The 25,403-nt window shown below is 48.7% G+C and carries 25 protein-coding genes; 13 read left to right on the top strand and 12 right to left on the bottom strand.

Annotated elements, in window-relative coordinates; genetic code table 11:
- Positions 1–7: 7 nt before the first annotated feature.
- Positions 8–457: a (2Fe-2S)-binding protein gene (locus tag DCW36_RS14210; protein WP_114782787.1), complete on the bottom strand. Its 450-nt coding sequence runs from the start codon at positions 455–457 to the stop codon at positions 8–10.
- Between the two features lie 469 nt (positions 458–926).
- On the opposite strand from DCW36_RS14210, the gene DCW36_RS14215 reads away from it, so the two are divergent.
- Positions 927–1,922 (top strand): Gfo/Idh/MocA family protein, encoded by a 996-nt coding sequence (locus DCW36_RS14215; protein WP_114782788.1) that lies wholly within the window; start codon positions 927–929, stop codon positions 1,920–1,922.
- A gap of 29 nt (positions 1,923–1,951) precedes the next feature.
- Here the strand turns inward: DCW36_RS14215 and DCW36_RS14220 are convergent, their stop codons facing one another.
- The 6 genes from DCW36_RS14220 to DCW36_RS14245 all read right to left on the bottom strand — a co-directional run bounded on the left by DCW36_RS14220 (position 1,952) and on the right by DCW36_RS14245 (position 8,662).
- Positions 1,952–2,497 (bottom strand): class I SAM-dependent methyltransferase, encoded by a 546-nt coding sequence (locus DCW36_RS14220; protein ID WP_114782789.1) that lies wholly within the window; start codon positions 2,495–2,497, stop codon positions 1,952–1,954.
- 32 nt (positions 2,498–2,529) lie between these two features.
- Entirely contained in the window at positions 2,530–3,939 is a 1,410-nt protein-coding gene (locus DCW36_RS14225) for an APC family permease (RefSeq protein WP_114782790.1), read from the bottom strand.
- 124 nt (positions 3,940–4,063) lie between these two features.
- A complete protein-coding gene (locus DCW36_RS14230; RefSeq protein ID WP_114782791.1) occupies positions 4,064–5,620 on the bottom strand; it encodes a protein adenylyltransferase SelO in 1,557 nt (518 codons plus the stop codon).
- A gap of 220 nt (positions 5,621–5,840) precedes the next feature.
- Complete coding sequence (asnA, locus tag DCW36_RS14235) at positions 5,841–6,881, bottom strand: aspartate--ammonia ligase (protein WP_114782792.1); 1,041 nt, start codon at positions 6,879–6,881, stop codon at positions 5,841–5,843.
- Positions 6,882–7,133: 252 nt separating this feature from the next.
- Positions 7,134–7,574, bottom strand: a complete 441-nt coding sequence (locus tag DCW36_RS14240; protein ID WP_114782793.1) for an SRPBCC family protein — start codon at positions 7,572–7,574, stop codon at positions 7,134–7,136.
- Positions 7,575–7,720: 146 nt separating this feature from the next.
- A complete protein-coding gene (locus tag DCW36_RS14245) occupies positions 7,721–8,662 on the bottom strand; it encodes a hypothetical protein (RefSeq protein ID WP_114782794.1) in 942 nt (313 codons plus the stop codon).
- A gap of 111 nt (positions 8,663–8,773) precedes the next feature.
- Between DCW36_RS14245 and DCW36_RS14250 the strand changes: the two genes are divergently transcribed.
- The 3 genes from DCW36_RS14250 (at position 8,774) to DCW36_RS14260 (ending at position 11,360) form a co-directional block, all read left to right on the top strand.
- A complete protein-coding gene (locus DCW36_RS14250; protein ID WP_114782795.1) occupies positions 8,774–9,361 on the top strand; it encodes a methyltransferase in 588 nt (195 codons plus the stop codon).
- A gap of 58 nt (positions 9,362–9,419) precedes the next feature.
- Positions 9,420–10,229 carry a 3-deoxy-8-phosphooctulonate synthase gene (gene kdsA, locus DCW36_RS14255; RefSeq protein WP_114782796.1) on the top strand — a complete coding sequence of 270 codons (810 nt, stop codon included), beginning with the start codon at positions 9,420–9,422 and terminating at the stop codon, positions 10,227–10,229.
- A gap of 99 nt (positions 10,230–10,328) precedes the next feature.
- Positions 10,329–11,360, top strand: coding sequence for a hypothetical protein (locus DCW36_RS14260; protein ID WP_125185427.1), 1,032 nt, complete (start codon positions 10,329–10,331; stop codon positions 11,358–11,360).
- Between the two features lie 86 nt (positions 11,361–11,446).
- Here DCW36_RS14260 and DCW36_RS14265 read toward each other — a convergent pair whose 3' ends face one another.
- The 3 genes from DCW36_RS14265 to apaG all read right to left on the bottom strand — a co-directional run bounded on the left by DCW36_RS14265 (position 11,447) and on the right by apaG (position 13,340).
- The gene (locus tag DCW36_RS14265) at positions 11,447–11,740 is read right to left on the bottom strand and encodes a Bor/Iss family lipoprotein (protein WP_114782798.1); all 294 of its coding nucleotides are present in this window, start codon (positions 11,738–11,740) and stop codon (positions 11,447–11,449) included.
- A gap of 174 nt (positions 11,741–11,914) precedes the next feature.
- Positions 11,915–12,700: an O-methyltransferase gene (locus DCW36_RS14270; protein ID WP_114782799.1), complete on the bottom strand. Its 786-nt coding sequence runs from the start codon at positions 12,698–12,700 to the stop codon at positions 11,915–11,917.
- A 253-nt stretch (positions 12,701–12,953) separates the two neighbouring features.
- Positions 12,954–13,340, bottom strand: coding sequence for a Co2+/Mg2+ efflux protein ApaG (gene apaG / locus DCW36_RS14275; protein WP_114782800.1), 387 nt, complete (start codon positions 13,338–13,340; stop codon positions 12,954–12,956).
- A gap of 100 nt (positions 13,341–13,440) precedes the next feature.
- On the opposite strand from apaG, the gene ung reads away from it, so the two are divergent.
- Both ung and DCW36_RS14285 read left to right on the top strand, forming a co-directional pair.
- Complete coding sequence (ung, locus tag DCW36_RS14280; RefSeq protein ID WP_114782801.1) at positions 13,441–14,103, top strand: uracil-DNA glycosylase; 663 nt, start codon at positions 13,441–13,443, stop codon at positions 14,101–14,103.
- A gap of 209 nt (positions 14,104–14,312) precedes the next feature.
- Positions 14,313–14,975 (top strand): DUF4397 domain-containing protein, encoded by a 663-nt coding sequence (locus DCW36_RS14285; RefSeq protein ID WP_240676188.1) that lies wholly within the window; start codon positions 14,313–14,315, stop codon positions 14,973–14,975.
- A 531-nt stretch (positions 14,976–15,506) separates the two neighbouring features.
- Here the strand turns inward: DCW36_RS14285 and DCW36_RS14290 are convergent.
- Positions 15,507–17,048 (bottom strand): hypothetical protein, encoded by a 1,542-nt coding sequence (locus DCW36_RS14290; RefSeq protein ID WP_114782803.1) that lies wholly within the window; start codon positions 17,046–17,048, stop codon positions 15,507–15,509.
- A 164-nt stretch (positions 17,049–17,212) separates the two neighbouring features.
- Between DCW36_RS14290 and DCW36_RS14295 the strand changes: the two genes are divergently transcribed.
- The 6 genes from DCW36_RS14295 to DCW36_RS14320 all read left to right on the top strand — a co-directional run bounded on the left by DCW36_RS14295 (position 17,213) and on the right by DCW36_RS14320 (position 23,051).
- A complete protein-coding gene (locus DCW36_RS14295; RefSeq protein ID WP_114782804.1) occupies positions 17,213–18,379 on the top strand; it encodes a 2-isopropylmalate synthase in 1,167 nt (388 codons plus the stop codon).
- Entirely contained in the window at positions 18,380–19,777 is a 1,398-nt protein-coding gene (gene leuC / locus DCW36_RS14300) for a 3-isopropylmalate dehydratase large subunit (protein ID WP_205702935.1), read from the top strand.
- Positions 19,777–20,373, top strand: a complete 597-nt coding sequence (leuD, locus tag DCW36_RS14305; protein ID WP_114782806.1) for a 3-isopropylmalate dehydratase small subunit — start codon at positions 19,777–19,779, stop codon at positions 20,371–20,373. Before leuC ends, leuD begins: the two co-directional genes overlap by 1 nt.
- Entirely contained in the window at positions 20,361–21,479 is a 1,119-nt protein-coding gene (gene leuB, locus DCW36_RS14310) for a 3-isopropylmalate dehydrogenase (protein WP_114782807.1), read from the top strand. The genes leuD and leuB overlap by 13 nt, the downstream gene beginning before the upstream one ends.
- A gap of 484 nt (positions 21,480–21,963) precedes the next feature.
- Positions 21,964–22,419 (top strand): hypothetical protein, encoded by a 456-nt coding sequence (locus DCW36_RS14315; RefSeq protein ID WP_125185429.1) that lies wholly within the window; start codon positions 21,964–21,966, stop codon positions 22,417–22,419.
- A gap of 50 nt (positions 22,420–22,469) precedes the next feature.
- On the top strand, positions 22,470–23,051 hold the full coding sequence (locus DCW36_RS14320) for a YIP1 family protein (protein WP_114782808.1): 582 nt from the start codon (positions 22,470–22,472) through the stop codon (positions 23,049–23,051).
- 203 nt (positions 23,052–23,254) lie between these two features.
- On the opposite strand, the gene DCW36_RS14325 is transcribed toward DCW36_RS14320, so the two are convergent.
- Positions 23,255–24,487 carry a Bcr/CflA family multidrug efflux MFS transporter gene (locus DCW36_RS14325; RefSeq protein WP_114782809.1) on the bottom strand — a complete coding sequence of 411 codons (1,233 nt, stop codon included), beginning with the start codon at positions 24,485–24,487 and terminating at the stop codon, positions 23,255–23,257.
- A 295-nt stretch (positions 24,488–24,782) separates the two neighbouring features.
- Here DCW36_RS14325 and DCW36_RS14330 point away from each other — a divergent pair, with 295 nt between their 5' ends.
- Positions 24,783–25,049, top strand: a complete 267-nt coding sequence (locus tag DCW36_RS14330) for a GNAT family N-acetyltransferase (protein WP_114782811.1) — start codon at positions 24,783–24,785, stop codon at positions 25,047–25,049.
- The last annotated feature ends 354 nt before the right edge of the window (positions 25,050–25,403 follow it).

The raw sequence follows: 25,403 nt of genomic DNA on the forward strand, positions 1-25,403 counted from the left end.
ACTAGACTTACGCTTTTGAAGCTTCTTTTATGGCACTGATAACACGTGGGTAGGTACCGCAACGGCAGATGTTACCGTTCATCGCAGTTATGATCTCTTCGTCGGTTGGTTTGGGCTTGTCGTTCAGCAAAGCAACTGCCGACATAACCATGCCGGAGGCGCAGTACCCGCACTGGAAAACATCCACTTTCAGAAACGCTTCCTGCACCGGGTGCAGACGCCCGTCTTTTTCCAGCCCTTCGATGGTGGTTATCTTTTTGCCTTGCGCAGCCGTGGCAGGCACACGGCAGGAGCGCACCGCTTTCCCGTCCAGCAGCACAGTACAGGCGCCGCACTGGCCTTCCCCGCAGCCATACTTGCTACCGGTAAGGTCCAGCTCGTCGCGCAGCACCATGAGCAGACTAGTTCCGGCGGCGGGATTCACCGTATAATTCATACCATTTATCAGCAGTTCCATAAAATTTCAGAATAGATGAGCAGATAACTAAACTTAGGAAAATTTATACGCAAAGGCAAGGAGTTTGGGAGTTAGAGAGTTTAGGAGTTAGAGAGGTAGAGAGGTAGAGAGGTAGTTATTTTGTAGGGGTTAAAGATTTTCAACCCTGTAACAGAAAGGTAGTAAGGTTAAGGGTATGGCTGTAGAGACGCGGTGCCCGCGTCTCCTGTACGAACCACGATCCTGCACAAGCCACAGACAAATCTAATCCTGTTATTCCTTAAATCTTCTTAATCGTGTTCAGACAAAATTCCTGTAAATCCTTTAATCTGACGAATCCGAATTCAGACAAAATAATCCTGATTTAGACAAGAAAATCAAGTAAATCACTTTAATCACAAAAATCAACGGTTCAGACAATTCAGCTTCACAATAAGCAACTTCAGCAAAATTCCGTATCTTTTGATCATCGCAAAAAAAGAAAGAGACTATGAAATTAAACTGGGGAATACTGGGAGCCGCAAAAATTGCCATCGAGAAAGTGGTGCCGGCCATGGCAGGCAGCGAGCAGTTCCAGGTGCTGGGAATTGCCTCCCGCGAGCTGGCTAAAGCAAAAGCAGCCGCACAAAAGCTTCATCTCAAGAAAGCTTATGGCTCTTACGAAGAACTTATTGCCGACCCGGATATTCACATTGTTTACAACCCGCTTCCGAACCACCTGCACGCGGAATACACCCTTAAATGCATAGAGGCGGGCAAGCATGTGCTTTGCGAAAAACCTATCGCGCTGAGCAGTGCCGATGTGCAGCGCCTGATCGCAGCGCGCGACAAGTACCAGGTAAAGGTTGGCGAAGCCTTCATGGTGAAGTCGCATCCGCAGTGGCTGAAAGTGCGGGAATTTGTACAGCAGGGAAGCTTAGGCAAAGTAAAGCTGGTGCAAGGGGCGTTCAGCTACTTCAATGTTATCCCGGAAAACATCCGCAACATAGAGGCGTACGGGGGCGGGGCTATGTGGGACATCGGCTGTTACCCCGTTACCACTACACGCTTTGTGCTGGGTGAAGAGCCGCTGCGCGTGATGAGCCTGATGCAAAAAGATCCGGCGTTTGGTACCGATACGCTTTCGTCGGTTATCATGCAGTTTCCTTCCGGACAAGCTGTTTTCTCGGTCAGCACGCAGCTGGCGCCCTACCAGCGCATGACGTTTTTCGGAGAGAAGAAACAGTTGGAAGTGCAGATCCCTTTTAATGCCCCAATCGATATGGCCTGTGAAATAAAAATCAACCCGGGCGACATACTTCAGCAGCAGGTCGAAACGCTGCAGTTCGAGGTGTGCGACCAGTACCAGTTGCAGGCAGAAGCTTTTACCCAGGCAGTTCTGAACAACACCGAAGTGCCCGTAACCCTGGAAGATGCGCTGGCCAACACAAAAGTGCTGGAAGCTATTTTCCAGTCAGCCCGCGAAGGAGGATGGGTGGAGGTTTAAGGTGCTGTACAACCAGGGCAGGTGGCGCCTTATTTCTCCGGTATGGTCCAGAGGTAGATGGTGGAGCCGTTTACCAGAACAGTCTGCTCCGGCTCCCAGTCGCCCATGTCGAAGGCATGCGATACGATGCGGGTGCCGGGTTTCAGCTGCTCGAGGAGCCTGGGGCGCAGCTTCAGGTTAACGGAAGGTAACAGGTACATTGTTACCACGGTGGCATCGCTCAGGTCCATCTCGAACAGGTTGCCTTCCACGAATTTTACTTTATCGGTTACTTCTTCTGTGCGGGCATTTTCGTTTGCTTCGTGAATGCGTTGCGGATCAATGTCCACGCCTGTGCCGGTGGCGCCGTACTTTTTGGCGGCAGTTATGACAATGCGCCCGTCGCCGCAGCCTAAATCGTAAAGCACATCATCCTGCGTTACGTTTGCCAGTTTTAGCATGGCATCCACCACAGCCCTGCTGGTCGGAACGTAGGGTACATCCAGTTTGGGTTTGGAGTACATTTGCGCATCAGCTACAGCCGTTGCACCCAAAAAGAGTAACAAAACGAGGAAAAAGGATCGGAATGTTTTCATAGCATTTAAGCAGTTTGTCAGGAAAGAAGTTTTCAAAGTTTGCTGTTCCGGGATGCATGATGTTCCAGGAGGGGCAGGGTCAGTAACAAGAGGGCGCCTGCCAGTAAAACGCCTGCTCCCACCAGGGCTCCCAAACCAGTATATACGAGACTTGAATAAAGCAGGTAAGCGCTGGTGAGGCAAAACAGCAGCGGGGTAACAGGGTAGAAAGGAACCGGAAACGGCCGTTCCCGCTGCGGCTCTTTCCGGCGCAGCACAAAAACAGCAACACCCACCAGCAGCAGGAAAAACCAGAAGACGGGAGCTGTGTACTCTACCATGGTTTTAAAGCCGTCGCGGGTAAAAAGCGCCAGCCCGATAAGCGCCAGCGATATAGCACACTGTACCAGAAAAGCGTTAACGGGCGAAGACGTTTGCGCATTCCACCTGCCCAGGAATCTGAAAACAGGAAAGTCGCGGCCGAGGGCATAATTGGTACGGGCGCCTGTAAAAATGGTGGCATTGGCAGAGGTAAGGGCAGCAACAGCCACAATAACGCCGATAAGCACGACACCACCTTCACCAAAAACAGTGCGCATCAGGTCACTGGCCACCGCATCGGATTGTGCCATGCCGCCGAGGTGGAGCACCCGGAGGTAAGCCACGTTGATGAGCAGGTAAATGGCCGTGATAAGCAGGATGCTCACAATCATAACCCAGGCCATACCCCTGCGACCGGAACGCAACTCGGCGGAAATGTAAGCGGCTTCGTTCCACCCTCCGAAGGTAAGCAGCACGAATACCATGGCCAGGCCCAGCGAGGTGGCTGGAGCAGCCGTGGAGCTTGCTGCACCTGCCACCACAGCCTCTGCAGGTGAGAACAACAGGCCGGCTGCAACGATGAGCAGCAGACCTGCAGCTTCCAGTGCCAGCAGGAATTTCTGGGTTCCCGTGCCTACATTCAGGCCGATGATGTTGAGGGCAGTGAGCAGGATAACGACCAGCGCTGCATAAACAACAGACGTATAGGTGCCGATGCTGTAAATCTGCGCCACATAATCGCCGATAATAAAAGCCAGCAGCGCAATAGAACCTGTCTGGATAACACTCATGCGGGCCCAGGCAAACAGGAAAGCGAGTTTTTTCCCGAAGGCCCTGTTCAGGAAATGGTAATCGCCGCCTGTGTTGGGGTAGGTGGTGGTAAGTTCGGCATAACAAAGCGCCCCGATCAGCGAAATAACACCGCCCAATATCCAGGTAAACAAAAACATGTCGCCACTTGTGGTGTTAGCAGCTACCAGCGACGGGGTTCTGAAAATACCGGCTCCGATCACGATCCCGACGATCACCGCGATGGCATCAATTTTCCGGAGAGCAGGCTTCGGTTCAGCGGGAGATTCCGTTCCTGTACTGCCAGGAAGTATTCGTTCGTCAGTTTTATGCAGGCCGGATTTCTGAGGCATGTTCCAGTGGTGAGGTCGTGCTATTTTACGTTATCTACCACCTTTCGTTGACGGAAGGCAGGCGCCATATTCCAGGTGCTCCCGTTGCTTTTTCTGCAGGAGGATAACTCAATTTGATAGCCCGTCAGGAACTGCAGGACAACATGGAACAACCAGCTTTCTTGCTGGCCCAGTCGGGTCGTTTGGCGAAGAACTCATCGAAGTTTCGGGAATAAGGATCTTTCATGGCTTCCTGTAGTTTCAGGAAAAGCTGGTTTTCGCCGCGCTCCAGTTCTTCGATGGCCTGGTGCAACAGGTAGTTTCGTAAAATAAAGCGCGGATTGGCCTGGCGCATGCGCTTAACTGCTTCTTCGCGGGTACAGGTGTTCTGCTTTATTCGCTCCTGGTAGGCCTTTATGAGTTTTTGCAGTTTCTCGCGCTCTTCCTGATTCAGTTCCTCATAAAAGCTCTCCTGGAAATGGTTTACTACATCCTGCTCTGCTGCGAGTTCGGCCGGCAGGTCCATGAGGAGCTGGTAGAAGATGGTCATGTCGGGTTTGATGGTGGCGAGTGTTTCCTCCAGGTTTTTAATTAACTGTACGTCTTCTGCTTTTACCTTATCCAGGCCCAGCTTATTGCCCATCATGGCGAGGTACTTTCTGGAGTAGCTGTCGCCATAGGTTTCCAGCGCTGCCACAAGTTCTTCTGTTCCTGGGAATAAAGGGGCGATGGCGCTGGCCAGGCAGCCGAGGTTCCAGTAAGCAACAGAAGGTTGTCTGCCGAAGGCGTAACGGCGGCCCGGCAGGTCGGTGGTGTTGGGGGTGAAATAGGGGTCGTAATCGTCGACGAAGGAGTAGGGGCCGTAGTCGATGGTGAGGCCGAGGACGGACATGTTATCGGTATTCATTACGCCATGTACAAAGCCCACACGCTGCCATTCTACCATCAGGCTTGCCGTACGCTCCACCACCTCTTTGAACCAGGTCAGCACTTTGTCCTCGCCCTGGATATGCGGGTAGTAGCGTGCTATGGTCCAGTCGACGAGCTTTTTCAGGTTATCCGTTTCTTTCCGGGCGGCCGGCATTTCGAAATTCCCGAAACGCAGGAAGCTGGGCGACACCCGCATCACGATGGCGCCCGGTTCGTAGGCAGCATTCCCGTTGTAGAACATGTCGCGCAGCACCGGCTCGCCGGTTGTTACCAGGCTCAGGGCCCTGGTGGTGGGTACGCCCAGGTAATACATCGCTTCGCTCATCAGGTACTCCCGCACCGACGACCGGAGCACAGCCCTTCCGTCGGCGCGGCGGGAGTAGGGGGTAGGGCCGGCGCCTTTGAGTTGCAGCTCCCAGCTGTTGCCATCCGGTGCTTCCCATTCGCCAAGTGTAATGGCACGGCCATCGCCTAACTGGCCTGCCCAGTTGCCGAACTGATGCCCGGCATAACAGGCCGCGTAGGGGTACATGGTGGGGGTAACCAGGTTTCCGCCCAGGATTTTTACATCGTGCTCATCCGGTTTTTCTATTCCCAGCTCCTCTGCCAGTTCCTCCGACCACGCCACCAGCTTTGGATCTTTGACTGGAGTTGGCGTCGCCTTGCTGTACAGCACGCCGGGTGTCTGGCGTGGTTTCAGATCGCCGCTGTCGTCGCCATCGAAGGCCGTTACAAATTCGTTCTTATATTCTTTTTCGCTTAATTTCTGCATAAAATTATTTTTCTGATTCGCTGCTGGTGTGGCAGCAGTTATTCTTCCGCTACCTCTATTAAACCGGAACCGGAGGCAAATGGTTAGCGCAGCAGCGGGAGTGGTGGCAGCTGCAGCAACGTTTTTTCGTGCAATTCAGGCTGCTACCGGACCTGAACCGCAGAAAAAAAGCCACAAGTTTGCGCTTGTGGCTTTTGCTGTATTTTCTGAAAGTTCCTGGTTAAAATAAATGGATCTGGTTTTTGGTACAGGCTTCCATCATCTCGTCCGGCCAGATGCTGGCCTGTACTTCGCCGATGTGGGCTTTGCGCAGGAAAAACATGCACAACCTGGACTGGCCGATACCGCCCCCAATGGTTTGCGGCAGCTCGTCGTTTAGCAGCATCTGGTGCCACATTAAGTTTGCGCGCTCTTCGCAACCGGCCAGGGCTAACTGCTTCAGCAGCGCTTCCTTGTTTACCCGGATGCCCATCGATGAAATTTCGAAAGCACGTTGCAGCACATCATTCCAGACCACAATATCGCCGTTCAGCCCCTTGTGGCCGTCTCCGGTAGGGGTGGTCCAGTCGTCGTAGTCGGGGGCGCGGCCGTCGTGTTTCTCGCCGTTGGCCAGCGAGCCGCCAATGCCTATGATAAAGATCGCGCCGTACTCTTTTGCCGCCTGGTCCTCCTTCTCTTTTGCACTCAGGCCCGGGTACCGGTCGTGCAGGTCCTGGGCATGGATGAAGGTGATTTCTTCGGGAAGCTGCGGCACCAGTTCCGGGTATTCTTCATGAAGCAGGTATTCTGTGCGCTTCATCACCGAATAAATTTTAGTGACAATGTGCTTGAGGAAGGCCAGGTTCCTGTCTTCGTCCCGGATCACGCGTTCCCAATCCCACTGGTCTACGTACAGCGAGTGGATGTTATCCAGGTCTTCGTCCGGGCGAATGGCGTTCATGTCCGTATACAAACCATAGCCTGCCGGAATGTTCAGTCGCTTCAGGTTCCATCTTTTCCACTTTGCCAGCGAATGCACGATTTCGGCATGCGTCTCGTTCATGAATTTTATCGGGAAGCTTACCGGCCGTTCAATCCCATTTAAGTCATCGTTAATCCCGGTGCCTTTTAATACAAAAAGAGGTGCTGTTACCCGGCGCAACCGCAGTTCTGCCGAAAGCTGGTGTTCAAAATAATCTTTTGTTATTTTGATCGCTTTTTCGGTTAGCGTTGGGTTTAAAACAGGTTGATAATTAGGCGGTATAAACAAATGGGTACTCATGAAAAACTCCGGTTAAAATCGTATGGGAAATAATAAATATGTTTGAAATTTTGTAACGCCTGCAAAAAGCTTTTTTACTTTTTAATAACCTCTGGCTGTAAGCTATTGAAAAGTGGACAAAGTTAATAAAAGTTTAACGAAAAGCTTTTTACTTTTAAATAGTAATAAATTATTTTGACTTGCTTTAGCACAATAGCAGCGGAAGGAGGTGGTGTTGCCGTGGCTTTTTATGTGCCGCCTGCAATGCCACTGTTACTTTTTATTTTCGAGCAGTTGTTTAAGTAAAGCCAGGTCTTTGTTGTTGGCCCTTCTCATGGCTGATTTCATAAAGGGAGCCAGTAATTTTGAAAAACCGCTTGGTTTTCCGGTGTTGCGTAACGTCATGTGGGTTTGTCCGTTGGCCACCGTGCTCCAGGTATAGGTTGTTTCCATCGGGAAAGGACCTTCGGAAGTGCGCATCACAAGCTTTTCCCCCGGAACATATGCTACAATTTCGTAGGTGTAGACCAGTTCCCGTCCCAGAAAATGAGCTTTAAACAGAACCTGTGAACCAACTTGTAGCGGTTTGGGGGTTTTCCATTCAACGGATTTAATGTTCACATACCACGCCGGTGCATTGTCGGGGTTGGCCGCATATTCCGACACCATGTTTTGCGGTCGGTCAATTGTTGTTTCTGTTACGATATCTACCATAAGATGTGTTGGCGTTGTAGTGTGTTCAGTTAAAATCAGTTAGGCAAACGTCTGCGGTACGAGAGCAGTAATGCAGGACGGGACAAGGAAAACAAAAAGCCGCTGACCCGGTAACGGACAGCGGCTTTTTGTATGGATTCCTGTTCTTATTTCAGCACAAAAGAGGTTTTGCCAATCATCACGCCATCGGCATACAGTTCTACGGTATGCGCGCCTTTTTTGTATTCGGCTCCCTTGTCGTATATAAAGCTGATTTGCTGCTGCGTATTATCAAATACGAAATCGCGTTTGGCGGTATAGTACATGTCTTCACCATCTATCTGGAAAGTACCCGATCCGGTAGAAAGGTTGTAAAGGGCGGCGCCATCAGGTTCGATCAAGCGCATGTAAACCGTTTTTGGCTCTTTAGGGGCTACCTCGTTTTTGGCAAGTTTAAACGCTACCCTGATCTTCTCGACCGTCCTGGCCCGGAACTCATTTTCCTTGTCGTCTTTCTCTTTGCCGCGTTTGTTTAACACGTTTACCCCGATGTTCTCGGCTTCCAGTTTGGAGGCTACCTTAACCTTTTCAACCAGGTCGAGGTTGGTGGTTTTCATGGTGGTCAGGCTGTCGGCAAGTTGATTCTGCGTGGTCTTGAGGGTCGTGTTCTCGGTGTACAGCACCTCGTTGTCCTTTTTCAGGCTGGCAATCTGCTGGTCTTTTTCTTTCAGCTGCTGCTCAAAGGCCTTGGCACGTTCCTGGTACCTGCGCTGGTCGGAAAGCGAAAAGCTCCTGTTCCGGAAACCACGCAGCTCGTTCAGGTCTGCATTAATAGACACAATTTTCGCCTCCAGCGAGTCGTTTTCCAGTCCCATGGCCTGCAGTTCCTGGCTCTGGCGTTCGAAGTCTGCCTTCAGGGCTTCGTACACTTTTATCTGGTTTTCCAGTTCGCTGTTTTTTACCCGGATTACTTCCTGCTGTTCTTCTGCCTGTTCTTTTTTCTGGTAGTTACTGTAAAGTAGTATGCCGTTAATACTTAGCAGGATGACAAACAGGCCACCGATAAGCAATTTTCTGTTTCCTCTGTTTTCAGGAGTTTGTGTGGACATAATAATTAAAGTTTGTTAGTATTGCCGGTTTAAATATATTGTAGTTTTAATACAAAAACGGCTTTTATGCGCGTATCAAATATAATAGTTTACTTTTAAATGTATAGCTTGATGACTGAAGATTTTAATGCTGCATACTGGCAGGACCGGTACCAGACCGCCCGGACAGGTTGGGATACAGGTACTATAACGACCCCGTTAAAAGAATATTTTGACCAGCTGGATAATAAAAACCTGCGCATCCTGGTGCCCGGTTGTGGGAACGCCTATGAAGCCGAATACCTGTTCCGGCACGGCTTTAAGCAGGTGTATCTGGTTGATATTGCAGCGGCTCCCCTGGAAAATTTTGCCGCCCGCGTGCCGGACTTCCCGAAGGAGCAGCTCCTGCACCAGGATTTCTTCTCGCTTGCTGGCAGCTACGACCTGCTCGTGGAGCAGACGTTTTTCTGTGCGCTTTCGCCGGAGCTGCGATTTGCCTATGCTAAGAAATGCGCCGACCTGCTGGCGCCGGGCGGAAAGCTGGTGGGGCTGTTGTTTGATACCATCTTCGAGCAGCCGGGGCCGCCATTCGGCGGGAGCAGGGAAGAGTACCGGACTTATTTTGAGCCTTACTTTAATTTTCTTCATTTCGAAACAGCCTATAATTCCATTCAGCCAAGGCAGGGGAGGGAGCTGTTTATTTGCCTGCAAAAGAAGTAAGCCATATCAGGCGCTAATTTGTACATTTGCGTCCTGTAAACCACAACTGAAACCGACTATGTTTGAGATACCTAAATTAAAGCACACCGACTCCGGCAACTTCTTTTTAATGGCTGGCCCCTGCGCCATCGAAGGCGAAGAAATGGCGCTGCGTATAGCAGAACACCTGAAAGAACTGACCGACAGGCTGCAGGTGCCGCTGATCTTTAAAGGCTCTTACCGCAAAGCCAACCGCTCAAGGCTGGACTCTTTCCAGGGCATTGGTGACGAAAAAGCGCTGCGTATTCTGCAAAAAGTAAGCGAAACATTTGAGGTGCCCACGGTTACCGATATTCACGAAACACACGAAGCGGCCATGGCTGCCGCGTATGTCGATGTGCTGCAGATCCCGGCTTTCCTGTGCCGCCAGACCGACCTGCTGGTTGCGGCTGCCGAAACGGGTAAAGTAGTGAACATCAAAAAAGGCCAGTTTTTGTCTGGTGCCGCCATGCGCTTTGCCGTGGAAAAAGTACGCGAATCCGGGAACGAAAAAGTAATCCTGACCGACCGTGGCAACAGCTTCGGCTACTCCGACCTGGTAGTGGATTTCCGGAACATCCCCGAAATGCAGGCCAACCAGGTGCCGGTGGTGATGGACGTAACGCACTCGCTGCAGCAGCCTAACCAAAGTTCCGGCGTTACCGGTGGCAAACCCGCCCTCATCGAAACCATTGCCAAAGCAGCGATAGCCGTAGGCGCTGACGGCCTTTTTATCGAAACGCATCCCGAACCCGCAACTGCTAAATCGGACGGAGCGAACATGCTGCCGCTGGCACAGCTGGAAAACCTGCTGCAGAAGCTTATCCGGGTGAGGCAGGCGGTGCGGTAAGTTCGTTTTCTATTCTCATCATGTGATGGTTGTTTGTAGGTTTCTATAGATAACCGTAGGTTAGTTATAGATAGGAGGTTGATGTAAAAAATTAGAAAAATGAACAAAGCGTTCTTCATGCTTTTTGTGATTCTTGTATCTTCCTGCACATCGGAAAGCAACTGGTCAGATTTCAAAGCTAAGGGTTTGCCAAATGATAGCGAGACCTACAACGATTTGGTATTTGTAAATGACTCTTTAGGCTACTTGGGTGGGGCAAGGTTAAATATTTCAGGAACTATTGAAGACCATAATTTACAGCATCATGCTGTTTTATATGAAACAACAGATGCAGGAAATTCATGGCAGAAAATTCCTGTAAGTTATTATGGAGGTGTTGAAAGAGTGTTTTCTTTCAAAGATACTTTAGTTTTGCTCATACAGCACGTTACTGCAGACACTATCTACATCCTGAAGTATTCTAAGCCTGGAAAAGAAGTGGAACAGATACTTAGCTACCCTAATAGCCATTTTGTGAGGGGAATCCATTTTGAGAGTCCAACATCAGGCAAAGTCATTCTTGATGACAGAAAAGAGCAGAGCCTGCTAAGCTATAACGGTAGTAAATGGGACACGCTCCTAGCGCTTCCCAAGAATCACTACCGCCACACGATTTATGAGGATAGAGTAGTTTCCTTAATTCCAGAAAGAGGGACAGGACTTACAAAAGGTATTTTAGTAACTGATATACTAACCCAAGAAAAGAAGGAGGTTCTGTTTGCCACACCTTATGCTATTGCCTCGCAAGCAAAAGCTCGCGAGGAGCTTTATTTGGCAGCAAGTAGTGGTGAAAAAGGAAAAATCATCAAGTACTCAGGAGGCAAGATAAGTGAGATTGAGTTAGGCGAATATGCAGAGTATAGACCTGATGAAGTGTTTGCTTTTGGAAATACAATTGCGGTAGTTGGAAACAGACAAAAGGATGTAGCTTTTCTTGGTGTAGCTCATTCTTTCCTGCTTTCAAAAGATGGTGGAAAAACATGGGTGTTGGAAGAACTACCTAACCCACTATCCTTTAGCCCTGCTTTCTTGTACCGTGACCAATTCTTCATCAGTAGTGAGTTTACTGGTCATTTTCAGATTAGAAAATAAAATCGGTAATAATCAAATCTTTACGGTAGCTATACTACCGCAAAGCCAAAATCTATTGTCCCTTAGAACAAAAATCATCCACTCTCCTAATACTCCACCTGAACCGTTAATGGGCTGTAGATTCCTAACGTCATGGCATTGAGGAGTACATCTTTGAACGTGAGTTTAACCGTGATTTTATAATCTGTTGCGTCATGGCTCATCGCTTTCGGGTCGGGGGCTGTGCCGACGTGGATTAATCCCAGGAAAAGAAATTTATTCCGCTTTACGGTTACCTGTTCCCGCGGCTTTTCCTGTCCGACTACGAATTGGGTGGGATGGCAGGCGCTCATCCCCAGAACTAACAGCACCAGGTAAGTGAGTTTAAGGCTGCATTTCATATTCTTCAGTATTTGAGGACAAGATGCAGCTATTGCTTTACATGGAAAATGAGCTGGATCATTTTCAGAAAATTTACCTGTGATTTTCAGCAACCCGCACTGCTATTGAAAGGACAGCAACACCACGGGAAGCAGTCAAAATCCTGGCTGCACCTGCCACCACAGCCTCTGCTGCTAATAGTAAAGCGTAAAATTCTCCTTAGGCTGCGTTTCCCGGAAAAAGACCAGTCCCACATAAAACAAATCTACCGTCTGGCGCACCTGCGGGTGCTTTTTAATTTCGAGCCAGGCCTTTTTCATTTCCTGTGACCAGTACAGGTCGTCAACTACAAACACGCTGTGCTCGTGGTGCTTTTGCAGGCAAGCGTTAAAGTAGCGCATGGTGGGCTCGTAGCGGTGGTTGCCGTCGAAGAACACAAAGTCCAGTTGCTGTACCTGTTGCAGCTGCTGTTCGAGGGTTTCATCCAGGTTGCCTTGTACTAAGTTTACCTGTTTGAGAGAGAGTTGCTTCAGGTTTTCGCGGGCAGCGCGGGCAATGTTGGGGCAACCTTCGAACGTGTAAATAGCGGCCTGTTTACGGGCTTCGGCCAGGTAGCAGGTGGTAACGCCGAGCGAGGTGCCTAAATCAAAAATAGTGGCAGGCTGAAAATGGTTGACCAGCCGGAAGAGCAGCTGCCCATATTTGGCTGGTTTGGCAGAGGTGCGTGCGATCTCTTTTACTTTCCGGGTTTTGTGGCTGCCGCTTTTCGGGCCAGCGCCAAAGTCGGTTACCTGCAGTGCTCGGTTGTCGCGCAGCAGTTTTTTGCGAAGCTGCTCTACTCTGGCATAAGCATAATAATGGCCGGTGTGGCGAATTACGTTGTGGTACAGGTTAAAGACAAAGGGGGAGTGTACACCATGAAGTTTAAAAGCCCGGAGCCTGTAGAGCAGGTATTCAGCCGCTAGTCGAAAAGGAAGCACGGTTTGAGTTAGAAAGTTAGAGAGTTTGGGAGTTCGAAAGTTTAGGAGTTAGAAAGTTGGGGAATTTTTGTAGGGGTTGAAAATTTTCAACCCTAAATTATATAAAATTTAATTTCTGCTCCTGCCACCATTGCCTCTCATCCTGGTAATCAACAAATCTTTTTCATCTTGTTCAGACAAAATAATCCTGATTCAGACAAAAAAATCATAGTCATCAGTTTAATCACCGTTAATCAAAGGTTCAGGCAAATAATCAGTTCAGCTTATAAGGCACCACCAGGGTAAATTCGGGAATGGTCACATAAAAATTTTTGCCGTCGAGCAGGCGCTCCATCAGGTAGTTGCCGCGCATTTTGCCCATGCCTGTTTTCAGGTTGCAGCCCGATACGTACTCGTGTGTCTCGCCCGGTTCCAGCACCGGTTGCTGGCCAACAACGCCTTCGCCTTCCACTTCGCGCACCACACCGGCTGAATCGTGGATGTACCAGTGGCGGCGCAGCAGTTTCACGGTAAATTCACTGTGGTTCTCGATTCTTATTTTGTAAGCAAATACATAATGCTGCTGAACCGGACTGGAGTAATCGGGAAGGTAGTTGGTGGTAACGGTAACTTTTACGCCTTCGGTAGTTTTTGTATCCATGTTTCAGACTTTTTTGTATACTTAGAAATTGTTTCAGGCAGGAGCTAATTTACCTGAAGCTGATTCCGTGATCATCTAACTCAAATTTACGAACTAAGCCATGACTGTAAAGATAGAAGAAAGCTGGCAAAAAGTATTACAAGATGAATTTGAAAAGCCGTATTTCAAAAATCTTGTCGCTTTTGTTAAAGACGAATACGCTACCCAAAAAGTTTACCCTGCGGGTAACGAGATTTTCAATGCCTTCCAGATGTGCCCGTTTGATGAGGTAAAAGTAGTGATTCTGGGGCAGGACCCTTACCACGGGCCACGGCAGGCAAACGGGCTGGCTTTTTCTGTTCATGATGATGTACGCACGCCGCCATCTCTTGTTAATATCTTCAAGGAAATTAAAAACGACCTGGGCAAAGACCTGCCACCCACCGGTAATCTGGAGCGCTGGGCCAAGCAGGGGGTGCTGTTATTAAATGCAACTTTAACCGTACGGGCAGGAGCCGCCGGTTCGCACCAGCGCAAAGGCTGGGAAGAATTTACCGATGCCGTGGTGCAGAAAGTTAACGAACTGAAGGAGCATGTGGTGTTTATGCTGTGGGGCGCCTACGCCCAGAAAAAAGGGGCTTTTATCGACGAAAAAAAACACCTGGTGCTCAAAGCAGCGCACCCTTCACCGTTTGCCGCCGACCGGGGTTTTTTCGGCAGCAGGCACTTCAGCAAAGCCAACGCTTACCTGGAGTCGGTAGGGAAGGAGCCGATAGACTGGTAAAATTCTTTCGCTATTTTTTGCTTTCCATGCAACTATGGCAGCCGGATTTGGGTCAGACAAGCAGTTGATACTATCTTTGGCGTTGTAACGTTAGTTTACAAAGCCAGCAGTTCCTGTTGTGTTTTTTAATTTTTTCACATTTAAAATTTTCTATGCAGATTTTCTTAAGTAAACAACCGCTTAAAACTTTACTGCTGCTTTTGAGCAGTGTGATCGCTTTTTCGTTAACCGGGTGCAAGGACGATGAGCCAACACCCCAGCCTGAGCAGGAACCCGTTGCCTACCTTGCGCTCTACCATACTGCTCCTGATGCACCTGATTTGGATTTGCTGTTCAACAACCAGCTACAGTCGCAGGTGTTCAAATACCCGAATTCTTACCCTTACCAGGCATTAGCGCCAGGAGACTACAGGTTCAGTTTTAATACTGTAAATGCTACTACTTCTGTCGTCGATTCAACGATTGCCCTCGAGGAAAATAAAATTTATACCTTGTTTCTTGTAGGCCGCAACCAGGACCTGGATCTGCTTGTGCTAAAGGACACCCTGGAAGCACCAGCTGCCGGAAAGGCGGATATCCAGTTTCTGAATCTTGCGCCCGATGCACCTGAAGTTAAGTTGGAAACAACCGGAACATCCGGTGCTACGCTCTTTAATGAAGTGGCTTTTAAAGAAAGTACCAGCTTTACCGAAGTAGATCCAGGTACACTTACCTTTCAGGTGAAGGAAGCAGGAGGAACAGGAGAACTTCTTCGCGAATTGCGTAACTACCAGATCGTGGCAGGCCGGAAGTATATCTTTGTACTGAGAGGCTTACAGAATCCGCCTGCAGGTAATACAAACACGCTGAACATACAGGTTATTCAAATTTAATCTGATTGAGCTGTTACAGCAAAACAAAACGGCTGCTCCAATTCGGGCAGCCGTTTTGTTTTACTGCACCTGCCACCACCCCCTCTGCTGCTGTCTGAACCGTTGATTTACGGTGATGATGATATAGGTTGATTATCAGTATATTATTATATTTAACCAAACAGTAAAAACTTCTTCCATTGTTAGATTTGCTAGTGCGAGCTTGTAGCTCGTACTTACTTACCACGGTAAAAAGCATAGTGGTTAGTAGATAGGCAGCATTTTAGCTTGGGAAATGAAAGTACGAGCTGCAAGCTCGTACCAGCGCACCCGTTTCCCGACAAAATTAGGTCCAAGGAGGGGAGTTTAACTGACTTGAGTTTGTAGTAATTGTTCAGTAAAAAGGAAGTAAAAACCTCTTGTAGCAGACTTTGATGCAGCTCGCCCACAAGTTCCTTTCAGGATGACAGAAGGTGGAGATATTTAGCTGTAAACGAGTAAGTGCTTTTTAAAATTAACACATGAGCACATTAAAAAATTAGCACATTAACCTTACTTCAGCTGGTGGTGCCGGCGGTGCATGATTTCCTGTACCGGCAGGTTCTCAATTTTACTGTCGAGCCACGAGAGGATGTCGAGGTAGAGGAACGGGCGACGTTCAAACGGATTTTCGGCGATGGCAGAAAGTTTGTTCCGGAGCGAGACAAATGCATCTTTGAGCTCGTGCGGGGCAATGTTGCCCAGGTTGCGCAGGAACCGGAAAATCTCTACCTGCATCTGCTGCTGGTCGTTCATTTTGCCCAGGAAACGGTAAACGGATTTAATCTGGTATTCCAGGCTTTCGTCTTCGCCGGCTTCGTAGTGGGCAATCAGGTTCAGGATGCGGGCAAAGCACTGCAGGTCTTCGCGCAGGCTGGTGTCTTTGTAGTGGATGATCTTGTTCAGGTAGTGAATGCACATCTGGTTATCGCCGCTGCCAAAGTACAGGCTGGCAATCTTGAAGTAAAACACCAGCATGCGGTGCGAGTCGAGTTGCGGCTGAAATTCCTTTAGCTTTTCCAGCAGCTCTGGTACCAGCTTTACCCCCTCCGAAAAAGTACCCTGCATAAAATGCACGTTTATCCGGTTGGTGTAGATGTACTGGAACAGGAGCAGTTCGATGTTTGGGTTAGTGCGCCTTGATTCGTCGTTGGCGAAATCTTCCAGCTTTTGCAGTACATCTTTAAATCTGCTGTAATACAGCAGGTTGTACAGCGAAGCGAGCAGGTTGTGCAGTCCCTTTATATAATGGGTGCTCTGCTTGTGCTTCATGCCCGGGTTTTCCTCGAACAGGTCTACCCACTTCTGGGCATAGCGGTAGCAGGCTTTAAAGTTGAGCAGGATGTTGTAGTACCACACATGCGACTGGTAATAATAAAGCTTCTCAAAAAAGCTTCCCTTCGAAATATTTGTCTCCGGAAGGCTGCTTTTAAAAAAAGCGGTAATATTTTTGTAGTCTTCCAGGTTACGCGCGTGCCCCAGCTTGAGGTACAGCCCGTACAGGCCCAGCGCCACATTGGAAAGTTCGTGCGTGAGCGACACCCGTTTGGCCAGCTTCATGGCTTCTTCCGACAGGCTTTCGGCCCTGCCGCGGAGGCTGCGGGTAATGTACTGCGACTCGATCAGCTTCTCGAAATCGATAGCGGCCAGGGCAATATGCTGCAGCTCCGCCTGCTGGGCTGCCACCTTTACCTTTTCCAGCATTTTCAGGCTTTGCTGGTAAAAACCTTTGTTGTAGAGCACACGCGCGTAATCGAGCTGCTCGTGCAGCTGTATGTCGGGGTTCTGATTGGATTGGTAGAGGCGCAGGCTCGAGAGCAGGTGCTTGTAGAGGTTGGCTTTCAGGTTGGCCAGCTGCGAACGTTTAATAGAAGGTACCTGCGAGAGAATTTTTTCGTCGTTGTAAACGTTCTGGTTATCGAGGGCGTCGAAAAGCTGCAGAAACTTCAGGTCCTCGCCGGGGCCGCGGCTGGTCGTTAAACGGAAGTGCCGCTTCTCGGATCGGGTCAGTGATTTAACCAATTGAAAAACAGGATCGATGTTTTCGTTAGACATTGTATTTGTTAATTAGTTAAGTAGCTGACGCACAATGAATTTATTGTGGCTTATCTGCGTTAGAAATAGTATAAATAATTAAAAAAAGTTTTTTTAACAGGGGATTAACCCTGTTCTTGCAATTCAAATTAAAGATTAATTCTGCTAAAAAGACCAAAGTAACGATGTCGGTTCAGAAAATACAAATATTCGATACAACGCTGCGTGATGGAGAGCAGGTGCCCGGCTGCAAGCTGGACATGGATGAGAAGTTGGTGATTGCCAGGCAGTTGGAATTACTCGGTGTGGACGTGATAGAGGCAGGTTTTCCTATCTCCAGTCCCGGTGATTTCGAAGCGGTAAAGGCAATAGCTGCGCAAACCAAACAAGCTACTGTTTGTGGTCTTTCACGGGCCGTGGAGCAGGATATCCTGACAGCCGCTGAAGCGCTGAAAGGTGCCCGTTTCCCACGCATCCATACCGGAATAGGTACTTCCGATTCCCATATCAAGTTCAAGCTGCGCACTACCCAGGAGAAAGTGCTGGAGCGTGCCGTAGAAGCCGTTAAGCTGGCGAAGAAGTATGTGGAAGACGTGGAGTTCTATGCCGAAGATGCCGGCCGAACCGACAACGAGTTCCTTGCCCGCGTATGCGAAGCCGTGATCAAAGCAGGTGCTACCGTACTCAACATTCCGGATACCACTGGTTACTGCCTGCCCGAAGAGTACGGTGCTAAAATAAAGTACCTGGTAGAAAACGTAAACGGTGTGGATCGTGTGCGTCTGTCTACGCACTGCCACAACGACCTTGGACTGGCTACTGCCAACTCCATAGCCGGTGTGATCAACGGCGCCCGCCAGATCGAGTGTACCATCAACGGCGTGGGCGAGCGTGCAGGTAACACGGCTTTGGAAGAAGTCGTCATGATCCTGCGCCAGCATCCGTACCTGAACCTGGACACGAATATCAATACAAAATTATTAACCGAGACCTCCGCAATGGTGTCGCAGATGATGCGCATGCCGGTACAGGCGAACAAAGCTATTGTGGGGTCGAATGCATTTTCACATTCAAGCGGCATTCACCAGGACGGCGTTATCAAGCACCGCGAAACGTACGAGATCATCGATCCGAAAGATGTGGGCGTAAACGATTCCTCTATTGTGCTGACGGCCAGATCAGGACGTGCAGCGCTGGCATACCGTTTGCAGAAACTCGGATACGATTTCGACAAGGCAACACTGGATAAAGCGTATGCTTCCTTCCTTCAGATTGCAGATCGTAAGAAAGAGGTGGTCGACGAAGACCTTCATCAGTTAGTTGAACAGGAAAACCTGATAGCCGCAAACTAAATCATGGCAAAATCATTATTTGATAAAATCTGGGATGCCCACGTCGTGCGGTCCATCCCGGGCGGATTAGATGTGTTTTATATTGACAAGCACCTGATCCATGAAGTTACCAGTCCGCAGGCATTCGCTGAATTAGAAGAGCGACACCTGCCGCTTTACAGGAAAAACCAGATAGTAGCCACCGCAGATCATAACGTGCCTACTAAAAACCAGCACCTGCCAATCCAGGACCCACTTTCCCGTACGCAGGTAGATCAGCTTACAGCCAACTGCGAGCGTTTTGATATCGAGCTTTTCGGGCTCGGACATCAGAACCAGGGCATTGTGCACGTAATGGGACCGGAGCTGGGCATCACACAACCCGGCATGACGCTGGTTTGCGGCGACAGCCACACCTCTACGCATGGTGCTTTCGGTGCGATTGCGTTTGGTATTGGTACCAGCCAGGTAACACAGGTAATGGCCTCTCAGTGTCTGCTGCTGAGCCGCCCCAAGCGCATGCGCATTACCGTTGACGGCGAGCTGAAGCCGGGTGTAACAGCCAAAGACGTTATCCTTTATATCATCGCCCAGTTAGGAACCGGAGGCGCCACAGGTTATTTTGTGGAGTATGCCGGCAGCGCCATCCGCTCTTTGAGCATGGAAGGCCGCATGACCGTGTGTAACATGAGCATCGAAATGGGTGCCCGTGGCGGCATGATTGCACCAGACGAAACCACCTTCGAATACCTGAAAGGCCGTCCGTATGCGCCGAAAGGGGAGAAGTGGGAGCAGGCGGTAGCTTACTGGAAAACGCTTCATTCCGACGAAGGAGCAACTTTTGAGAAAGAGTATACTTACAAAGCCGAAGACATTGCCCCGATGATTACCTATGGTACCAATCCGGGAATGGGTATCGCCATAACAGACGCTATCCCTTCGGAGGTGCCGGCAGGCGAGACTGTCAGCTTTGAGAAGTCGCTGAAGTACATGGGCTTTAAGCCGGGTGAATCGTTGCTGGGCAAAGAGATCAGCCACGTGTTTATCGGTTCCTGCACCAACTCCCGTATCGAGGATCTGCGCACGGTAGCCAACTATGTGAAAGGCAAGCACAAAGCCGACAACGTAGAAGCTATCATCGTACCGGGTTCCAAGCAGGTTGAAAAGCAGGCGAAGGAAGAAGGACTGGACAAGATACTGGCCGAAGCAGGTTTTGAGCTTCGTGAGCCGGGCTGCAGCGCCTGCCTTGCCATGAACGACGATAAAATTCCGGCCGGCGCCTACTGCGTTTCTACTTCGAACAGGAACTTTGAAGGCCGCCAGGGCCCGGGCTCCAGAACCTTGCTGGCCAGCCCGTTGGTAGCAGCCATTACGGCAGTAGAAGGAAAGATTGTAGACGTAAACCGTTACCTGAACTAATGGAGAAATTTGAAGTTTTAAGATCGGCAGCTGTTCCGTTGGCGATCGAAAATATAGATACCGACCAGATTATCCCGGCACGTTTCCTGAAAGCGACATCGCGCGAAGGATTCGGCAAGAACCTGTTCCGCGACTGGCGCTACGATAGCGAAGGCAACCCGATCGAAGGCTTCCCGCTGAACGACAGCCGCTACAGTGGCCAGATCCTGGTGGCCGGTAAAAACTTTGGCTGTGGCTCCAGCCGCGAGCACGCTGCCTGGGCTATCTACGATGCCGGTTTCCGGGTTGTAATTTCCAGCTACTTTGCCGATATCTTCCGCGGAAATGCACTGAACAACGGGCTGCTGCCGCTGCAGGTATCTGACGAGGTGCTGCAACGCATTTTTCAGCAGATAGAAGCTGACCCGACTACGGAGTTTGTAGTAGACCTGCCGAAGCAGGAGCTGTACATCCCGGCCTGGGAAGAAAGAATTTCTTTTGATATTGATGCTTACAAAAAAGAATGCCTCATCAACGGGTATGATGACATCGACTTTTTAGTGAATCAGAAAGAGGCAATTGAAGCTTACGAAAAAAACAGAATATGGGCGTATTAAAAAAGAAGATAGCTGTCCTTCCGGGCGATGGAATTGGTCCGGAAGTTTGCGACGAAGCTATTAAGGTGTTAGAGGCTGTAGCCGATAGGTTTGGTCATCAGTTTGAATTTGAAACACTCCTGATGGGAGCCTGTGCAATCGATGCCACAGGCGATCCGCTGCCGGAGAAAACCCTGAAAGGTTGTTTTGAAGCTGACGCTGTCCTGCTTGGCGCCATTGGCGATCCGAAATATGACAACAACCCTGCCGCCAAAGTAAGGCCGGAGCAGGGGCTTCTGAAGCTGCGCAAGTCGCTGGGGCTGTTTGCTAACCTGCGACCTGTTACGGCTTACGATACGCTCATCGATAACTCTCCGCTCAAAAACGACCGCGTTGCCGGCGCTGATATGCTGTTTTACCGCGAACTGACAGGCGGTATTTACTTCGGCGACAAAGGCCGCACCGAAACCGGCGCCTACGACCATTGCACCTACGAGCGCGAAGAAATTGTACGCATCGCGCACCTGGCCTTTAAAGCGGCTACCACCCGTCGCAACAAACTGACGCTGGTAGACAAAGCCAACGTACTGGAGACATCCCGCTTGTGGCGCGAGGTAGTACAGGAGATTGCACCGGAGTACCCGGATGTACAGCTGGATTACCTGTTCGTAGATAATGCGGCTATGCAGATCATCCTGAACCCGAAACAATTCGACGTTATCCTGACAGAGAATATGTTCGGAGATATCCTGTCGGATGAGGCATCGGTAATTGCAGGTTCCCTAGGACTGCTGCCATCCGCTTCAGTGGGTGAGCGCATCTCGCTTTTTGAGCCTATTCACGGATCTTATCCACAGGCAGCAGGTAAAGGCATTGCCAACCCAATTGCCACGATCCTGTCGGCTGCTATGATGCTGGAGCACTTTGGCCTGCATACGGAAGCCAACCTGGTAAAGACCGCTGTGCAGAATGCCCTGGAAAGAAGAGTATTAACGCCGGAACTGAATCCTACTGCGCCTTATACCACGGAGCAGGTAGGTACGTTTATCGCCTATTATGTGCTGGAAGAAGCAGAAGCGCTGCCACACCGCGATAACATTGAAGCAGGTCTGAGCACCATTATATAACCGGCTATATTTTTAGATTAGTTTAATATAGTTTGAGTACGATTGTAGATGTAGTTTTTTCCAATTCAAAAAGACGCGTCCCTAAGGGCGCGTTTTTTTTGTGCCCTGTCTGAACCGTTGATGGCAGTGATGTCGAAGATCCCGAAGCATATCGGGAAAATGATGTTTGTGAGTTTATGTATGGTTGAGGCTGGATATGTGATGTTCAAATAATTTAACAATTCAGCATTTCCCGATCCAGCCTTATTCCAATCATCATTTGATCCTGCTATCAACGGTTCAGACAAATGTGCAGAGGCTGTGGTGGCTGGCGCAGAAGCATTATTTTATTACCTTGCTGTACCGATACTACTTCGGCAAACAAGCTGAATTCCACTGTTCCGGAACTGAAGTGAACCTACCCCGCACATCGTGCAGATAAGCGTATGTTTGGGGTAATATTATGTGTTCCCTTAGTTAGGCAATATAATAGGTAAAATTTAAAATGAATTTTAGACAGAAAGTTTTTATTGTAATTGCACTGATTTCACTTCTCCAGGTAATTTTAAACTTTACAAATTACGCGACAAGTGTAATCCCAGGTTGGCATGTACCAAATGAATTAAATATTCCTATCTGGGGGACTTTCTCTTATTTTATATTTTTCATATTGCTTGCACTAGTTTACAAATACGTGCCAAGACAACATATTAAAGGTTGGTATTTTTGGATACATGCCTTATTCTCAATATTACCAATCGTCTTTATGAGCGTCTATAATTGGTTTTTTTGGGATGGAGCCTCGCATATGTCATTAAATCGTTTTGAAGAAAACCAAATGGTAAATAAATTAGCTGACTGGATATTCTTCTTAAATCAAGTGGTCTTTCTTTTACTTCTTTTATTTAAGCAAATGAAAAACCCAGTGAAATTGCATCCCACAACCACAGCTATAAGTTAGCTACGCCACCTTATTAAGCTATTCCGTTGGTGGTTATATTTAATTAATAAATGAGTCAAATTATAGGTAATTCAAATTTAAGCATTGAAGAAGCACTTCAAGAGAATGTCCGTTGGGGGAAGACAATTTGGTTCTTCACATTACAAGGTGTCTTCGCCTATTTTATGTTAAAGCAAGACTATTTTCTTGCCTTAGAAATTGACTTGCCCCCACTTATCATATCTCTTATAGTAATTGGTTTTCTGTATGGTTGTGTGTCTAATTTTATCATGTGCTATTTGATTAAGCTCACAGGCAAACTCTTTAATACAGAAGGTTCCTATAAAAATATCATGAAAGCTTTCAGTCTTGCTTACCGACCTCATCTGTATACCGTAGCTCTGATAGTCTTACATTTGACAATTGCTCATTTTTTTGAAAGCAGTATCACACAAGAAAACATGATAGCTCTCATTGTGATAATATCTGTGTTGAAGATTGCAATTGGGATCTTAGCTATATGGGCGCTTGTACGTTTAATAAAGAACTTAATGGTAGTTCAGAACATAACTATGGGCAGGGCAATTCTTAATTTCTTAGCAGCAATAGTACTGTACTTACCAATTTACTATCTTCTGGTAATGGAGTGGTAAGAATTACAAACGCAAATTAGGCATATAAGCCATACTTCGACTACGCCTCTTTAGCCTTTTATTCAAGCCGTTTCACCCCCAATTCCAGTATCAGTCAAAGCAAAATCACACAGTACAAGCAACAGCAGCAGTCAAAAAAGCAGAAGCCTCTGAACAACCAATGTTCAGAGGCTTCTGCTTTAACACGTGAATCAGCAACAGTTTTACATCCGCCTGAACGCAACCGCTGGTTCATCGCTGAGACCTTCGTTAAAGCGGGCTGCCCGTTTGCTAAGCAGCAGAATAGTTAACCCTGATACGGCGCAAAGACTCATCACTGTTACCATTGGAATGGCCGTGTTGTTATGCAGCACACTTACTGCCGCCGATACCAAGCCACCCATGCCCATCCGGAAGCTGCCCATGAGTGCCGCCGCACTGCCGGCATGCCGGGTGAAGGGCGCTAAGGAGAGGGCTGTGGCATTCGGGTTTGTCAGGCCCTGACCGGTCAGGAACAAGAAAATCATCAGGATGAGGCTGTACTTGCCATACCAGCCGTACATGGTGCCCGTTACCAGCAGCACACCCAGTACCGTCTGGTAAAGCAGCGTTACATAAATGACATTTTCGCTGGTGAAGCGCTTGAGCAGGATGTGGTTGAGCTGCGTGGAACCGATCATGGCAAAGGCAATGAAGGCAAAGATCCAGCCGTATTCCTGCTCGCTCACCTGGTACATGTTCATGAAAACATCAGCAGAGCCGGCTATATAGGCAAAAGGAGCAGCCGTGGCAATACCGCCCACCAAAGCGTACACCAGAAACTGCCGCTGCTTAAGAACAGCCATAAAGTTTTGCGTCACCGCCTTAGGACGAAGCGAAATAGACGGGTCGGGCTGTTTACCTTCGGGCAGCGCAAAATGAACGCCAACCAGGATCAGCGCTGTGATAGCCGCCAGAATTAAAAATACGGCGTGCCAGCCAAAGGCCGTAGTTACATAGCCGCCTACTGTGGGAGCTATCATGGGCGAAACGGCAATGACCAGGGTAAGCATCGAAAAAGCCTGGGCCGTTTTGTTTACCGGGAACAGGTCGCGCACCAGGGCCTGCGCCGCTACCATACCGACACAGCCCCCAATGGCCTGTACAAAGCGCATGGCAATAAGCCCATCTACCGACGTAGTAAAAGCACAGGCCAGCGAGGCAAGCAGGTAAACAGCCAGGCCGCCATACAGCGGCAGTTTGCGGCCGAACCGGTCCAGCAGCGGACCGTAAAGCAGCTGCCCAACTGAAATACCAACCAGGTAGCTGGTTAACGAAAGCTGTACTTTATCGATAGTGGTGCTTAAATCTTCGGAAATAGCCGGGAAGCCCGGCAGGTACATGTCAATAGAAAATGGACTGATGGTTGACAACGCGCCCAGAATCAGGATGATCAGAAAATATTGTTTACGCGTCATAAATGAAAAATTATATTCAAAGTTACAACATTAAATGTAGGTATACGAGTTCCAGCAGAAAAAGTAAAAGCATGGAGCCGGCAATGAACCTTGCCTTACCCACTGAATACTGCGGCGTCATTGCCTTTATACCGGAATCTGCTAAAGGTAAACCACCAGATAGAATTAACTGTAAAATTATAAACCTGTTGCACCATAGTTGTTGAATCTGGAAAATGTTTTTATAAAATTTTGGATTAATATTCCCTACCTCCGCCTGTATTGCCCGTAGGTATAGCATTGTAAAAAGAAAACGATGGAAGAAGTACAGGTAAAACACGAGGAAAAATACCAGCAGTTCACAATTTGCTGCGACGGAGAGGATGAGGCAGAACTGGCCTATGCTTTGTCGGAGGAAGGCGTCATTAATTTTACCCACACCTATGTACCGGAGTCAGCCAGGGGCCAAGGCATTGCGCAGAAGTTGCTGGAAGAGGGCTTCCGCTTTGCCCGGGAAAACAACTACCACATCAAAGCTACCTGTCCTGTAGCAGCCCGGTTTTTAGAACGTCAGGATAAGTAGCTGAAGTTAAGCAAATATTTACTTTAGCAGAAAAAGTCCCACTTCAAAGTTAATCTGGTAGGGAAAAAAATCCTGCTTCAAGTTTCCAACTTGGAGCTTTTTATCATGAAAGCTTTCAGCTTTTGTGGCTGAACCTATCTTATTTCATACCCTCGCAAGTTGAAAACTTGCTGGAATGACAGCTCCAAGTTGGAAACTTGAAGCAGTTCTTTGCTTTTTTAGGAGCAACGGCAATGGTCGCGGCTGCTAACAAGTTTCCCTACAAGATTTGCTTCAAAGGGGGACGAAAACTTTGTGTAACATCAGTAAATTCAATTAGCAAAAAGAAGTTTCCATAGAAGAGGAGCAGAGGGT

Origin of the sequence: Botryobacter ruber (assembly GCF_003347595.2) — a bacterium.
In the GTDB taxonomy this organism is placed as follows: Bacteria; Bacteroidota; Bacteroidia; order Cytophagales; family Hymenobacteraceae; genus Pontibacter; species Pontibacter ruber_A.